This is a genomic window from Pseudomonas bubulae, from assembly GCF_037023725.1.
Classification (GTDB): domain Bacteria; phylum Pseudomonadota; class Gammaproteobacteria; order Pseudomonadales; family Pseudomonadaceae; genus Aquipseudomonas; species Aquipseudomonas bubulae.
Genome location: NZ_CP146077.1, coordinates 4,010,821 through 4,024,544, shown reverse-complemented (window position 1 = coordinate 4,024,544; position 13,724 = coordinate 4,010,821). Strand labels below are relative to the sequence as shown.

15 protein-coding genes are annotated in these 13,724 nt (G+C 60.1%); 12 read left to right on the top strand and 3 right to left on the bottom strand.

The features are described from left to right. Positions 1-89: 89 nt before the first annotated feature. The 10 genes from V6L81_RS18500 to V6L81_RS18455 all read left to right on the top strand — a co-directional run bounded on the left by V6L81_RS18500 (position 90) and on the right by V6L81_RS18455 (position 8,897). Positions 90-461: a chemotaxis response regulator CheY gene (locus tag V6L81_RS18500; RefSeq protein ID WP_162939305.1), complete on the top strand. Its 372-nt coding sequence runs from the start codon at positions 90-92 to the stop codon at positions 459-461. Between the two features lie 20 nt (positions 462-481). Further along, on the top strand, positions 482-1,270 hold the full coding sequence (locus tag V6L81_RS18495) for a protein phosphatase CheZ (RefSeq protein ID WP_095018900.1): 789 nt from the start codon (positions 482-484) through the stop codon (positions 1,268-1,270). A 64-nt stretch (positions 1,271-1,334) separates the two neighbouring features. Continuing rightward, a complete protein-coding gene (locus V6L81_RS18490; RefSeq protein ID WP_338660249.1) occupies positions 1,335-3,503 on the top strand; it encodes a chemotaxis protein CheA in 2,169 nt (722 codons plus the stop codon). A gap of 47 nt (positions 3,504-3,550) precedes the next feature. Further along, a complete protein-coding gene (locus V6L81_RS18485; protein WP_338660248.1) occupies positions 3,551-4,696 on the top strand; it encodes a chemotaxis response regulator protein-glutamate methylesterase in 1,146 nt (381 codons plus the stop codon). Then, positions 4,696-5,436 (top strand): flagellar motor protein, encoded by a 741-nt coding sequence (locus tag V6L81_RS18480; protein ID WP_095002088.1) that lies wholly within the window; start codon positions 4,696-4,698, stop codon positions 5,434-5,436. Before V6L81_RS18485 ends, V6L81_RS18480 begins: the two co-directional genes overlap by 1 nt. 2 nt (positions 5,437-5,438) lie before the next feature. Then, positions 5,439-6,329, top strand: coding sequence for a flagellar motor protein MotD (gene motD / locus V6L81_RS18475; RefSeq protein ID WP_095002087.1), 891 nt, complete (start codon positions 5,439-5,441; stop codon positions 6,327-6,329). A gap of 39 nt (positions 6,330-6,368) precedes the next feature. Next, entirely contained in the window at positions 6,369-7,157 is a 789-nt protein-coding gene (locus V6L81_RS18470; RefSeq protein WP_095002086.1) for a ParA family protein, read from the top strand. A gap of 84 nt (positions 7,158-7,241) precedes the next feature. After that, on the top strand, positions 7,242-7,943 hold the full coding sequence (locus V6L81_RS18465; RefSeq protein ID WP_338660247.1) for a CheW domain-containing protein: 702 nt from the start codon (positions 7,242-7,244) through the stop codon (positions 7,941-7,943). A gap of 81 nt (positions 7,944-8,024) precedes the next feature. Continuing rightward, positions 8,025-8,504 carry a chemotaxis protein CheW gene (locus tag V6L81_RS18460; protein WP_016781537.1) on the top strand — a complete coding sequence of 160 codons (480 nt, stop codon included), beginning with the start codon at positions 8,025-8,027 and terminating at the stop codon, positions 8,502-8,504. After that, positions 8,505-8,897, top strand: a complete 393-nt coding sequence (locus V6L81_RS18455; RefSeq protein WP_095002084.1) for a DUF2802 domain-containing protein — start codon at positions 8,505-8,507, stop codon at positions 8,895-8,897. It begins immediately after the preceding gene. 56 nt (positions 8,898-8,953) lie between these two features. Here the strand turns inward: V6L81_RS18455 and V6L81_RS18450 are convergent, their stop codons facing one another. Then, a complete protein-coding gene (locus V6L81_RS18450; RefSeq protein WP_153327649.1) occupies positions 8,954-9,829 on the bottom strand; it encodes a LysR substrate-binding domain-containing protein in 876 nt (291 codons plus the stop codon). Between the two features lie 108 nt (positions 9,830-9,937). Between V6L81_RS18450 and V6L81_RS18445 the strand changes: the two genes are divergently transcribed. Both V6L81_RS18445 and V6L81_RS18440 read left to right on the top strand, forming a co-directional pair. Beyond that, a complete protein-coding gene (locus tag V6L81_RS18445) occupies positions 9,938-10,351 on the top strand; it encodes a VOC family protein (protein WP_095002082.1) in 414 nt (137 codons plus the stop codon). 29 nt (positions 10,352-10,380) lie between these two features. After that, positions 10,381-11,670, top strand: a complete 1,290-nt coding sequence (locus tag V6L81_RS18440; RefSeq protein ID WP_338660246.1) for an amidase — start codon at positions 10,381-10,383, stop codon at positions 11,668-11,670. Between the two features lie 26 nt (positions 11,671-11,696). Here the strand turns inward: V6L81_RS18440 and V6L81_RS18435 are convergent, their stop codons facing one another. Continuing rightward, positions 11,697-12,014, bottom strand: coding sequence for an EscU/YscU/HrcU family type III secretion system export apparatus switch protein (locus tag V6L81_RS18435; RefSeq protein ID WP_095002080.1), 318 nt, complete (start codon positions 12,012-12,014; stop codon positions 11,697-11,699). Continuing rightward, complete coding sequence (locus V6L81_RS18430; RefSeq protein WP_338660245.1) at positions 12,011-13,582, bottom strand: flagellar hook-length control protein FliK; 1,572 nt, start codon at positions 13,580-13,582, stop codon at positions 12,011-12,013. Before V6L81_RS18430 ends, V6L81_RS18435 begins: the two co-directional genes overlap by 4 nt. Between the last annotated feature and the right edge of the window lie 142 nt (positions 13,583-13,724).

Genomic DNA, 13,724 nt, shown 5'->3' with positions numbered 1-13,724 from the left:
TTAGGCGTGTTTGAAAACGAATTGATTGAATGGCGTGCCCTGCACATGGGTGCGTTAAAGACTGCTTGGAGGTCGAATTGGACAAGAACATGAAAATCCTCATCGTTGATGACTTTTCAACGATGCGGCGGATCATTAAAAACCTGTTGCGTGACCTGGGGTTCACCAACACGGTCGAGGCGGACGACGGCACCACCGCGTTGCCGATCCTCAACCTGGGGCACATCGACTTTCTGGTGACGGACTGGAACATGCCGGGCATGACCGGCATCGAGTTGCTGCGCCATGTGCGTGCCGACGAAAAACTCAAACACTTGCCGGTGCTGATGGTGACCGCCGAGGCCAAGCGCGAGCAGATTATCGAAGCGGCCCAGGCCGGTGTTAATGGATATGTAGTCAAGCCGTTCACCGCTATCGCACTCAAAGACAAAATCGAAAAGATCTTTGAACGCATCGGTTGAGCGGTTGCCTTGGGGGCACTATGGAGCATAAAGATTGCACACAGGCCGATTTTGAATCGACCCTGAAAAAACATGCCCACGAATTGGTCGAAAGCCTTGAACGAGGCCAGTTTGGCGATGCCGTGCAGTTGATTCACGAGCTCAACCAGACCCGTGACCGCGGGCTGTATCGTGAAGTCGGCAAGCTGACCCGCGAACTGCACAGCGCCATTGTCAATTTCCATATTGATCCAGGCATGCCGCAAGCCGAAGAGGTGTCGCAGATCACGGATGCCACCGAACGTTTGGCTTATGTTGTGAAACTCACGGAAGCGGCGGCCAACCGGACCATGGACCTGGTGGAAAACAGCACGCCACTGGTCAATGGCCTGGGTCAGGAAGCCAAGGAACTGAGCGCGGATTGGGGGCGTTTTATGCGCCGCGAAATCGGTGCCGAAGAGTTTCGCGAGCTGGCGCGTCGGATTGACAGTTTTTTGACGCTCAGCGAAACGCAAAACACCATCGTGTCCGCCAATCTGACTGATATTTTGCTGGCTCAGGATTTCCAGGACCTGACCGGTCAGGTGATCAAGCGGGTGACGCAACTGGTCACGGACGTGGAGAGCAATTTGCTCAAGCTGGTGCTGATGGCCAGCCAGGTCGATCGCTTTGCCGGGATCGAGCACGACCGCGATGCATTGCGCGCTGAAAATAATTTGCAAAAAAACCAGGCCAAGGGTGAAGGTCCGCAGATTCATGCCGATACACGTAATGACGTCGTATCCGGTCAGGATGATGTTGACGATTTGTTGTCCAGTCTGGGTTTTTAGGACTTGAAGAGGCGTGCGGGCGCTGTTGCCCGGCGTCGAAGAGCCTATTTCAAGGAGCACCTACATGAGCTTCGGCGCCGATGAAGAAATCCTTCAGGATTTCCTGGTTGAAGCCGGCGAAATTCTGGAGTTGTTGTCCGAACAACTGGTCGAGCTGGAAAGCCGACCGGATGATGCGGATCTGCTCAATGCCATTTTTCGCGGTTTTCACACTGTAAAAGGGGGCGCCGGCTTCCTGCAGCTCCATGAGTTGGTGGAGTGCTGTCACATCGCCGAAAACGTCTTCGACATCCTGCGCAAGGGTGAGCGCAGCGTTGACGCGGAGCTGATGGATGTGGTGCTTGAGGCCCTGGATGCGGTCAATGGCATGTTCAGCGAAGTGCGTGAGCGCAGCCCGATCACTGCCGCGACTCCCGAGTTGCTGGCGGCCCTGGCGCGCCTGGCCGAGCCTGCTGCTGTGCAAGCAGCGGTTGTTGCAGTGCCTGAACCGGTGGGTGAAGCCCCAGTGACCGATATCACCGACAGCGAGTTCGAGCAGTTGCTCGATTCCCTCGATGCGGTCAAGGCGGCCGCGGCCGAGCCTGAAGCGGTGGCCACAACACAAAGCACGACCAGCGACGAAATAAGCGACGCCGAGTTTGAATTGCTGCTCGACCAATTGCACGGCAAGGGCCAGTTTTCGATGGAAGCGGCGGTGGCCACTGTGGCCGACGAAGCGCCCGCCGTGGCCGCCGAAGTCAGCAATGAAATCACCGACGATGAATTCGAAGCTCTGCTTGATCAATTGCATGGCAAGGGTTCGTTCAATACCGATGGGCTGGACACCGCGACCGCGGCACCTGCCGAGCCTGCGGTCACTGCCGTGGTGCCTGCGGGCGACCCTGACCTGATCAGCGATCACGAATTTGAAGCCCTGCTCGACCAGATGCACGGCAAAGGCAAATTCAGCGCCGACTCGGCAGCCGTGGTGGCTGCAGTTGCCCCGGCCAAGCCGGTAGCGGCGGCACGACCGGGCCCGGCCCGTGGCGCGGCTGCGCCTGCAGAAAAACCGGTGGCCAGCGAGGCTGAAACCACCGTGCGCGTCGATACCGCGCGGCTCGATGACATCATGAATATGGTCGGCGAACTGGTGCTGGTGCGTAACCGTCTGGTGCGCCTGGGCCTGAACAGTCATGACGAGGAGATGGCCAAGGCGCTGTCCAACCTCGACGTGGTCACCGCCGACCTGCAAACCGCGGTGATGAAAACGCGGATGCAGCCGATCAAGAAAGTTTTCGGCCGCTTCCCGCGCCTGGTACGGGACCTGGCACGGCAGCTGAAAAAAGAAATCAGCCTGGAGCTGGTGGGCGAAGAGACCGACCTGGACAAAAACCTCGTCGAGGCCCTGGCCGACCCGCTGGTCCACCTGGTGCGCAACGCCGTCGACCACGGCTGCGAAACCCCGGAAGAACGCGCCGCTGCCGGCAAGCCGAGCTGTGGTCGGGTGATTTTGTCGGCCGAGCAGGAGGGCGACCATATCCTGCTGTCGATCTCTGACGATGGCAAAGGCATGGACGCCAACTTCCTGCGTTCCCTGGCGGTGAAAAAAGGCTTGATGGACAAGGATGCGGCCGATCGCCTGAGTGAAAACGACTGCTACAACCTGATCTTTGCCCCGGGTTTTTCGACCAAGACCGAAATCAGCGATGTGTCCGGGCGTGGCGTGGGCATGGACGTGGTGAAAACCAAGATTGCCCAGCTCAATGGTTCGTTGAGTATCGAGTCGGCCCTGGGCCGTGGTTCAAAAATCGTCATCAAGGTGCCCCTGACCCTGGCCATTATGCCGACCCTGATGGTGATGCTGGGTAATCAGGCGTTTGCTTTCCCGCTGGTCAACGTCAACGAAATCTTCCACCTCGACCTGTCGCGCACCAATGTGGTCGACGGTCAGGAAGTGGTGATCGTGCGCGACAAGGCGCTGCCGCTGTTCTACCTCAAGCGCTGGCTGGTGGCATCTGCTGCCCACGAAGAGCAGCGCGAAGGGCATGTGGTGATTCTCTCGATCGGCACCCAGCGCATCGGTTTTGTGGTCGATCAACTGGTCGGCCAGGAAGAAGTGGTGATCAAGCCTTTGGGCAAGATGCTCCAGGGCACGCCAGGCATGTCGGGTGCAACCATCACCGGTGATGGTCGTATTGCCTTGATTCTGGATGTTCCGAGCATGCTCAAGCATTACGCATCACGGCGTATTTGATTCTGGTGCCTCGGGGCTCGTGCCCCGTACCGCCTAACGGAGTGTTTATGGTAGTCAAGGTCCTGGTGGTGGATGATTCCGGTTTTTTCCGCCGTCGTGTCTCGGAAATTCTGTCGGCTGACCCGACGATTCAAGTGATCGGCACCGCCACCAACGGCAAGGAAGCGATTGATCAGGCGCTGGCGCTCAAGCCGGACGTGATCACCATGGATTACGAGATGCCGATGATGGATGGCATCACTGCCGTGCGCCATATCATGCAGCGCTGCCCGACCCCGGTGTTGATGTTCTCCTCGCTGACCCACGAGGGTGCCCGCGTGACCCTCGATGCGCTGGACGCCGGGGCGGTGGATTTTCTGCCGAAAAACTTTGAAGACATCTCGCGTAACCCCGAGAAGGTCAAACAGATGCTGTGTGAAAAAGTACACAGCATCTCGCGCAGCAACAGGCGCATGTCCAGCTACAGCGCACCTGTACCGGCAGCGGCGGCCCCGACCCCGACCCCTACGCCCCGGCCCGGGCTGGGCGGTTTCGTGGCGCCGGCCGCGGTGGCCGCGCCGGTGCGCACCACACCCATTGCCAGCCGTGGCGGCCCTGTGCCAACCCCGGCGGCTGCCGCACCCAAGCGCAAGGCTTACAAGCTGGTGGCTATCGGCACCTCAACCGGTGGGCCGGTGGCCTTGCAACGGGTACTGACGCAGTTGCCGGGCAATTTCCCGGCGCCGATCGTGCTTGTGCAGCATATGCCGGCCGCGTTCACCAAGGCGTTTGCCGAGCGGCTGGACAAGCTTTGCCGCATCAGTGTCAAGGAAGCCGAGGACGGCGATATCCTGCGCCCCGGTCTGGCCTTGCTGGCACCTGGCGGCAAGCAAATGATGATCGACGGCCGTGGTGCCGTACGCATCCTGCCGGGCGATGAGCGCCTCAACTACAAACCGTGCGTGGATATCACCTTCGGCTCGGCGGCCAAATCCTTTGGTGACAAAGTTTTGGCGGTGGTATTGACCGGCATGGGCGCGGACGGCCGCGAAGGCGCGCGCATGCTCAAACAGGGCGGCAGCCAGGTATGGGCCCAGGACGAAGCCAGTTGCGTGATTTACGGCATGCCCATGGCCATCATCAAAGCCGGCCTGGCCGATGCGGTGTACAGCCTCGATGACATTGGCCGGCACCTGGCCGAGGCTTGCCACTGATGGACGTGCTCAGCCTGATTGGCATCATCATGGCGTTTGTCGCGATTATCGGCGGCAACTACCTGGAGGGTGGCCATCTGGGCGCTCTGGCCAATGGCCCGGCGGCGTTGATCGTGCTGGGCGGCACTGTGGGCGCGGCATTGCTGCAGTCGCCCATGAGTGCGTTCAAGCGCGCAATGCAGACCGTGGTGTGGATTCTGTTTCCGCCACGTATCGACATGACGGGCGGTATCGACCGTGTCGTCAACTGGAGCCTTACGGCCCGCAAGGAAGGCTTGCTCGGCCTGGAAGGCATGGCCGATACCGAGCCCGACAGCTATTCGCGCAAGGGCCTGCAATTGCTGGTCGACGGAGTAGAGCCGGAAACCATTCGCAGCGTGCTGGAAGTCGACTACATGACCCAGGAAAGCCGCGATATCGAGGCCGCCAAGGTGTTTGAGAGCATGGGCGGTTACGCCCCGACCATCGGCATTATTGGCGCGGTCATGGGCTTGATCCACGTTATGGGCAACCTGGCCGATCCAGGGCAACTGGGCAGTGGCATTGCGGTGGCGTTTGTCGCGACCATTTACGGGGTGGCCAGCGCCAACCTGGTGTTGCTGCCCATTGCCAGCAAGCTCAAGGCCATTGCCATGCGCCAGTCGCTGTACCGTGAGATGTTGCTCGAAGGCATCCTGTCGATTGCCGAGGGCGAGAACCCGCGCTCCATTGAACTCAAACTTCAAGGCTTTACAGGTTAACTATGAGCCGGCGCCGTCGCCACGCGGATGAACACGTCAATCACGAACGCTGGCTTGTGTCCTACGCGGACTTCATCACCTTGCTGTTTGCCTTTTTCGTCGTCATGTACTCGATTTCTTCAATCAATGAGGGCAAGTACCGGGTGATTTCCCAGGCGCTGGTCGGTGTGTTCAATGACACCGAGCGCAGCATCAAGCCGGTGCCCATCGGAGAGGAGCGCCCGCTGACCACCCAGCCTGCCGAACCCTTGATAAAAGACAGCGAAAATACTGACGCCGGTTTGGGGCAGCGCCCCGATGACCCGCTCAAGACCATTGCCAATGACATCACCCATGCCTTTGGTGATTTGATCGCGTCCAAACAATTGACGGTGCGCGGCAATGAGCTGTGGGTCGAGATCGAACTCAACTCCAGCCTGCTGTTCGGCAGCGGTGATGCGATGCCCAGCAATGCAGCTTTCGAGATCATCGACAAAGTGGCCGCAGTACTCAAACCCTTTGAAAACCCGATACATGTCGAAGGGTTTACTGACGACCTGCCGATCCGGACCGCGCAGTACCCGACCAACTGGGAATTGTCATCGGCGCGCTCGGCAAGCATCGTGCGCATGCTCGCCATGCAGGGGGTCAGCCCCGGGCGCATGGCCTCGGTGGGCTACGGCGAGTTTCAGCCGGTGGCCAACAACGCTACGCCAGAGGGGCGCGCGCTCAATCGCCGGGTAGTGCTGGTAGTGTCGCGCAACCTTGAGGTACGCCGCAGCCTGACTGGCACGGGCAGCGCCCATGCAACACCGGATGCCGCCTTGAAGCGGGCTGGCACACAAACTGCACCGCCACAGACACAGCCACTGGTTCGCGGGAATGCCGTCAATTCCCCGTCGCCAACCCTATAAATCTCGGCCGGCACGCATGCAGCCGGGAGGAACAACTGAATGAGAGTCTGGGCAGTAGCCAATCAAAAAGGTGGGGTCGGCAAGACCACCACATCCATCGCCCTGGCCGGTTTGCTGGCAGAGGCGGGCAAGCGCGTGGTGGTGGTCGATCTTGACCCGCACGGCTCCATGACCAGCTACTTCGGTTATGACCCCGATGGTCTGGAACACAGTGTCTACGACCTGTTTCTGCATCAGGGCCAGGTGCCTGAGGGCCTGGCCGCGCAATTGCTGTTGCCCACCAGCCACGAGAAAATTTCCTTGCTGCCGGCCACCACGGCCCTGGCGACCCTCGAGCGTCAGGCTCCGGGGCAAAGCGGCCTGGGCCTTGTGATTGCCCGCAGCCTGGCGCAACTGTGGCAGGACTATGACTACGCGATCATCGACAGCCCGCCGATTCTGGGTGTGTTGATGGTCAACGCGCTGGCGGCCAGCCAGCAGTTGATCATCCCGGTGCAAACCGAGCATCTGGCGCTCAAGGGCCTGGAGCGCATGGTGCATACCCTGCGCATGATCAACCGCTCGCGCCCCCAGGAGCTGCCGTTCTGTATCGTGCCGACGTTGTTCGACCGTCGTACCCAGGCGTCGATGAGTACCTTGCGAGTATTGCGCGATGTGTACCCCGAGACCCTGTGGCAGGGTTTTATCCCGGTCGATACTCGTTTGCGCGATGCCAGCCGTGCCGGGCAGACGCCTTCGCAGTTCGATGAGAAAACCCGTGGAGTGATCGCCTACCGTGCGTTGCTCAAGCACGTCCTCACCCGCCAGCTTGCACCGCAGGTGGCGTGAAGTGGGCGGGCATTCAAGTATCGGTCGGGTCTGGCCGATAACGTCTACAGGTCTCTGTCGCGAGGCTGATGAGTGGGGCACTTTATGACGCAGCCAGTAGCACTTTCCAACCGCTCGCAAGTGGCCTTGCAGTCGTACCTCGACGACTTGCTGTTTGATGCAACCCAGGCACTGGAAGCGGCTGAACCCGCACCCGCGCAACCCATTGAAGCGCCGTTGGCGATGCCGGTGGAGCTGTCTGAGGTCGGTGTGCCTGCCGAGGCGCTGGCCCATCCGCTGGTTGAAGTCCATCGGCCCAGTGCCCCCGGGGCGCATTTGCCGGTTCCCGATGATGGTCGCCCGGCCTGGGCTGCCGAACCTTTCGAGTGCCTGCTGTTCGACGTGGCGGGGTTGACCCTGGCGGTGCCATTGGTGTGCCTGGGCTCGATCTACTCACTGGCCGGGCGTGAACTCACTCCGCTGTTTGGCCAGCCAGACTGGTTTCTGGGGATCCTGCCCAGCCAGAGCGGCAAGCTCAACGTGCTCGATACCGCGCGCTGGGTGATGCCTGAACGCTATCGCGACGACCTGCGCGAAGGCCTGCAATATGTCATTTCGGTACAGGGTTACGAATGGGGGCTGGCGGTGCATCAGGTCAGCCGCTCGTTGCGCCTGCACCCCAATGAAATCAAATGGCGTTCACAGCGCGGGCAACGGCCGTGGCTGGCGGGCACGGTGATTGAACACATGTGCGCATTGCTGGATGTGGAGCAACTGGCGGCATTGATCGCCAAGGGCAAGTCATAACAATAATCGTGGTCGATTCACCTGCGAGGGCGGATCGCCAGTTATCAGAATCGAGCAGTATTTCAGTCAGGGGTTTGGGGTATGAAACAGTCAGCGGCACAGGGTTCTGAAGATCCGATCCTGCAATGGGTTACCTTCAAGCTGGACAACGAAACCTATGGCATCAATGTGATGCAGGTGCAGGAAGTGCTGCGTTACACCGAAATCGCCCCGGTACCGGGTGCGCCTTCCTACGTGTTGGGTATTATCAACCTGCGCGGCAACGTAGTAACGGTCATAGACACGCGTCAGCGTTTTGGTCTGTACAACGCCGAAATCACCGATAACTCGCGCATCGTCATCATCGAAGCCGACAAGCAAGTGGTTGGGATTCTGGTCGATAGCGTGGCAGAGGTGGTGTATCTGCGTCAGTCCGAAATCGAAACGGCGCCTAACGTGGGCAATGACGAATCGGCCAAGTTTATCCAGGGTGTGTGCAACAAGAACGGCGAACTGCTGATTCTGGTTGAACTGGACAAAATGATGACCGAGGAAGAATGGTCGGATCTGGAGAACATCTGATTGATCCTTGAGGCGGCGGTAATCGTCCTGGGCCTGTTATGGGCCGTGACCCTGTGGCTGTTTGTCAGCCACGTGCGCCGTCAGCGGGTGCTTGTGGCGCAACAGGCTGCGGCCGATGAACAGCGAGACCGGCGCCTGCGGGAACTGGCACGGCGCCTGGATACCTACCAGAACGGCAATGTGCAGATGGGCGAAGCCCTGCACGAATTGCGCGCCGTGGTTGCGCCGCTGCCCGAGAAGCTGACTCAGCTTGAGCAGCGTGACCCTACCAGCTTGTCGTTCAACCAGGCGGCGCGGCTGGTGAGCATGGGTGCCAGTGTTGATGAGCTGACCCAGGCATGCGGCCTGACCCAGGCTGAAGCCGAACTGATGAGCAAAATGTACAAGGGTTGAGTTGGGTGACTGACCGTAGCCGCTGAAGTGCGCAGCGAGGCTGCGCTCCTCAGCGGCTACAGATGACTGCCTGCAGTCTCCAGCAGCGCCCGCTGCAATACGTCTACCATCCGCAACCTTGGCCCTTGGGCAAGGCTGAGCAGCACAATTTCTCGGTCATAGCGCTCATCCCCGACCGGCTCCAGCACACAACTGCCGGTCCAGCGCTCAATTCCCGACCAGCATGGCACCAGACTCACCCCAAGGCCCTGTGCCGTGAGCAGGGCGATGGTTTCCAGTGCATCCAGATCGAGCAGGGCAGCGGGTGACAGGCTGTGATCCTGCAAATACTGCAGGGCATGGCGGCCGCCCCAGGCATCGGGGTCATACTGAATGTACGGGCAGTGTTGCAGGCGGGCGTCGATGCCTTGCGTGGAGGGTTCATTGGAAATAAACAGCAAAGGCTCCTTGCGCAGCACTACCACCTCGAAGGTTTTGCTCAGTGCAAAGGGCGGTGCGACCACTATCGCGGCATCCAGCTCATTGGCCTCCAGCGCCTGATACAGCGCGCGCGATGTGCCGGGCACTATGACCGGTTTCAGTTGCGGGGTTGAGCGGGTCAAGGCGCGCAAGGCCTGTGGCAGAAGCCCCGTGAGCACGGTTGAAATGGCGCCGATGCGCAAGGGGCCGGTCAGGCCCTGGCTATCGGCATCACCTGCCAGCAGCGCTACTTCATTGACGATGGCACGTGCCCGGGGCAGTAAATCCAGGCAGGCCAGGCTGGGTTTGGCCTCATGCCCGATGCGCACCAGAAGCTCCAGCCCGAGCTGGCGCTCAAGGGCCAGAATGCGCTGGCTGACGGCGGCGGCAGTGAGGTTTTCCAGGCGTGCTGCCCTGGCAATCGAGCCGCAATCCACCACGGCGATCAGGCTTTTGAGGTAGCGCGTATCCATAAGAATTTCTTTCTTTCACGGATAAAATTACAGGTTAGTTCTATTGAAGACGGCAATGCATCATTGGCGCAAGGGCCATCTGGCCTGTTCCGGTTTGAGGAGGTCACTGTGCAATCGCTTTTTCATTTCGCCTATCACGTTCACGACCTGGTCTCGGCGCGGCGCTTTTATTGCGACGTGCTGGGCTGTGCTGAGGGCCGCAGCACGGAGAGCTGGGTAGATATCGACTTTTTCGGCCATCAGTTGTCGTTGCATCTGGGCGAGCCGTTTTCCGTTAGCAATACCGGGAAAGTCGGCGAGCACCGGGTGCCCATGCCACATTTTGGCGTGGTACTGGCCATGCCCGACTGGCACGCTCTCAAAGAACGCCTGCTGAGCCGTGACGTGCAGTTTGTACTGGAGCCGACCCTGCGCTTTGCCGGGACAGCGGGGGAGCAGGCGACGATGTTTTTCCTCGACCCCTCGGGCAACCCCATTGAGATCAAGGGTTTTGCCGATTGGGCAGCGGTATATGCCGTGTAACACAGCCATAATCCGAGGTTAAACATCACATGAGCTTTCTTGACACTGCAGATGCCTGCGCGATCGCCGAACACGTACGCAAGGCGCTGCTTGGCCCCGGGCAGGTGGCTGAGCATTTTCTGGCGCAAACCAATGCCCGCGAACCTGCAATCCAGGCGTTTGCCGCGCTCGATGCGCAGTGCGTACGTAAACAGGCGCTGTGCCTGGGCAGCCCGCAGATCAATGGTTTATTGGCCGGTGTGCCGGTGGGGGTCAAGGACATCATTGATACCGGCGACCATCCGACAGCATTTTACTCGCCGATCTACGCCCATAACCGGCCCTCGCGGGATGCCCATGTGGTTGCGCTGCTGCGTCAGGCCGGGGCGGTGATCATGGGTAAAACCCATACCACTGAATTTGCCTATATGCACACGGGGCCGACGCGTAATCCCCATGACCTGCAGAGGACGCCGGGCAGCTCCAGTGCCGGCTCTGCTGCGGGCATGGCCGCGGGCTTTTTCCCCCTTGCCCTGGGCACGCAAACGGCGGGCTCGCTGCTTAAGCCTGCATCCTATTGCGGGTTGTATGCCTTCAAGCCGTCCCATGGGCTGGTTTCCCTGGAAGGGGTCAAGCCCCTGGCGCCGAGCTTCGACACCCTGGGCTGGTATGGCCGTTCGGTTCGCGACCTGGCGCTGCTCGCCCGGGTACTGGTGCCCGGCTTGCCGCAAATGAACGGGGAGAATGGCGCCCGTTCATTCGGGTTTTGTCGTACGTCGCGTTGGGATCAGATCGATCCTCCGGTGGCTAAGGCCCTGCTGGCAGCTATGGAACAATTGAAAACCGCAGGCCACAGCGTCACCGAGGTGATACTGGAGGACGAGTTTGCCAGTGTTTTCGATGATCATCAGTTGATCAATGACTGCGAGGGTGCCCGTTCACTGAGCAAGGAGTGGCAATCGAACCCCGAGCAACTGAGCCCGCAAGTGCTGGCCATGATTGATAGGGCGCGGGCCACCAGTTGGCAGCAGGAAACGGCAGCGAAGGCTCGGCTGGCGGCGTTGGCGCCGGTGTTGAAGAAGCATTTCGAAGCCTTTGACGCGATGCTGGGTGCCACATGCGGCATGGTTGCGCCACTGGGGTTGCAGAGCACCGGGCCATCAGACTTCTGCAAGTTCTGGATGGCATTCGGCCTGCCCCAGCTCAATATTCCGATGCCCCGGGCGTCGGGGGAGCTGCCAGTGGGGTTGCAACTGATTGGCGGATTTCGTCAGGACAGTAGGCTGCTCGAAGCGGCGCAGCAGGTGGATAGCGCCCTGCGCTCAACGCCCGGTCTGTAGCAGCTGCTACGAAGGCGATAGAGTGTTTAACGGGGAGTGATGTCGCGTTCCTCCGGCTCGGTTTGGGGGGCAAAACCCTCTGGGAATTTACCTTTAAGCTGCCAGGCAAAGGCAATGATCTCTGCCAGTGTGCGGTACAGCTCTTGCGGGATGCTGTCACCCAACTCCATGCGCGCCAGTAATTTGACCAGCTCGGCATTTTCATAGATCGGCACTTCGTGTTCACGGGCCAGCGCCAGGATGGCTTCGGCCAGTTCGTCATCGCCCTTGGCGGTGAGGGTAGGGGCCTGTTTGCCGTCGTATTTGAGGGCAATCGCCTGGCGCGGTTCTGCAGGTGTATTCATGCGGTTTCATCGACCCAGCGTTGTTCCAGACGGGTATGGCCACTTTGCGGCGGGATGCCTTGATGGCAATCCAGATCGGTCACGCTCAACCCGGCTTCACTCAGACGCTGACGCAAGTTGCCCAGCTGACTTTCGATCAGGCGGGCGGTGTATGCCTGTTCTGCCCAGAGCTGGCCCGACAGGTTGCCTCGCAACAGCTGCGCCTGCACATGCAGCGGGCCCAGGGGGGCGAGGTCGAAGGCCAGCTCCACGCGCCATAGTTGATCCTTGATCTCCCGGGATTCGGTTTTGCCTTGCGCTTGTTTTTCCGGCGGGTCTTCACGCTGGAACTTGATCTGCAAAGGTACGATGTCGTGAGCATTGCGCATGGGGATTTCCAGTTGCCAGGTGGTCAGTACACCACCCTCGGCCGTGCGCCCACTCTGTTCCAGGCTGGACAGCTGATGGCTTTGCAGCCGCGAGACAGCTGCTGCTGCCAGTTTCAGCAAGTTCTCCAGGCTGTCTTCACCTTCACCGTTCTGCAGCAAGCGCTGGGGCAAGGGGAAGCCGCCGGGCTGTGGTTTGGCGCTGACCTGGCCGAGCATGCCCAGGGCATTACGCACAAAAGTCGGCAAGGCCTGGGCCTGGGTGCTGGCAGCCATGCCGGGGTTGAAACTGGTGCTTGACGGTAGACCGGGCAGGATCTGCGCAATAAGGCGCAGCAAGGTAGCTTTCATGTCAGGGGCCTGTGCCGGGGTTTGCCCGGTCAGCAGTCGGGCCTCCAGAAATGCCCCGCTGTTGAGCAGGGCATCACCCAGGCCTTTGGCGTTGCTCAGTTGGTAGGGCGTAGGCAAACCGGCTAATAGTTTGTCGATGGATGCACGCAGCTCAGCAGGCATGTCGGCTGTGGCCGGCAGTTTTTGCAGGGCGTTGAAAAGGCCCTCCAACGAGCCTTGCCGGCTCTGTTGTGTTGCCAGTTGTTGCGCCACAGCCAGTTGTTCCTGGCGCCCGCTCAGCGGCACAAACTCGAGGCTCTGCGGGCCGTCCACACGGGCGCTAAGCAAGCTGCCGATACGCAAGGGCAGCGGGCTGTCCAAGGTCAGGGTCGTGCCGCTCAGTGCGCTGTTGAGCAAGGTCACCAGTGACCGATAAACCGTCGGTTGCCCTGCGGGCTGCGCCAGGGCCTGAGTGGTCAGTACCTTGCCTTGCAGCAGCGTGCCCACTGGCAACTGTCGGGTGTCGAGGCGGGTGAGAGTGGCGACGCTGCTGCTCAGGGCCTGTTGCAGGCTGATCGCAAGGTTTCCCGCAGAAGGCTGGGTCACGGCCAGTTGGGTGCCCAGCGGCAAGGGAAAATTGCTGCTGGCCTGCACGTTGGTTTCGCGGCCACTGGCCAGGGTCAACTTGAGCAAAAGCTGGAAGCTCAGATCGTTTTGCTTGAGTGACAGCACCTCGGCCTGGGCACTTTGGCCGGGCTTTATCAGGCCCTCTGCGGGCTGCAGCAACTTGAGCACTTCACCGCCCACAAGCCCCTGACGCACACTGCTGGGGGCGGGTTGTGGGATGGGTGGAATATTCATGTCGCCTTTCATCGTAACAACCTGTCGAAATTGCCCTCTTTAGCGTAGGACATGGCATGTATAATGCTGCCCCGTCGTTCAGAGCGCCTAAAAAACATAACAATTGTTTGATCCAGCTCTCTGAATCAGGCCGCAAATGCATTTATCCTGCATC

What these genes read in the sequence shown, in the direction of transcription:
- V6L81_RS18430 (WP_338660245.1), bottom strand. Translation starts at nt 13,582, where the DNA reads ATGAAAGGCGACATGAATATTCCACCCATCCCACAACCCGCCCCCAGC.
- V6L81_RS18500 (WP_162939305.1), top strand. Translation starts at nt 90, where the DNA reads ATGAAAATCCTCATCGTTGATGACTTTTCAACGATGCGGCGGATCATT.
- V6L81_RS18495 (WP_095018900.1), top strand. Translation starts at nt 482, where the DNA reads ATGGAGCATAAAGATTGCACACAGGCCGATTTTGAATCGACCCTGAAA.
- V6L81_RS18435 (WP_095002080.1), bottom strand. Translation starts at nt 12,014, where the DNA reads ATGAATACACCTGCAGAACCGCGCCAGGCGATTGCCCTCAAATACGAC.
- motD (WP_095002087.1), top strand. Translation starts at nt 5,439, where the DNA reads ATGAGCCGGCGCCGTCGCCACGCGGATGAACACGTCAATCACGAACGC.
- V6L81_RS18485 (WP_338660248.1), top strand. Translation starts at nt 3,551, where the DNA reads ATGGTAGTCAAGGTCCTGGTGGTGGATGATTCCGGTTTTTTCCGCCGT.
- V6L81_RS18440 (WP_338660246.1), top strand. Translation starts at nt 10,381, where the DNA reads ATGAGCTTTCTTGACACTGCAGATGCCTGCGCGATCGCCGAACACGTA.
- V6L81_RS18465 (WP_338660247.1), top strand. Translation starts at nt 7,242, where the DNA reads ATGACGCAGCCAGTAGCACTTTCCAACCGCTCGCAAGTGGCCTTGCAG.
- V6L81_RS18460 (WP_016781537.1), top strand. Translation starts at nt 8,025, where the DNA reads ATGAAACAGTCAGCGGCACAGGGTTCTGAAGATCCGATCCTGCAATGG.
- V6L81_RS18490 (WP_338660249.1), top strand. Translation starts at nt 1,335, where the DNA reads ATGAGCTTCGGCGCCGATGAAGAAATCCTTCAGGATTTCCTGGTTGAA.
- V6L81_RS18450 (WP_153327649.1), bottom strand. Translation starts at nt 9,829, where the DNA reads ATGGATACGCGCTACCTCAAAAGCCTGATCGCCGTGGTGGATTGCGGC.
- V6L81_RS18470 (WP_095002086.1), top strand. Translation starts at nt 6,369, where the DNA reads ATGAGAGTCTGGGCAGTAGCCAATCAAAAAGGTGGGGTCGGCAAGACC.
- V6L81_RS18480 (WP_095002088.1), top strand. Translation starts at nt 4,696, where the DNA reads ATGGACGTGCTCAGCCTGATTGGCATCATCATGGCGTTTGTCGCGATT.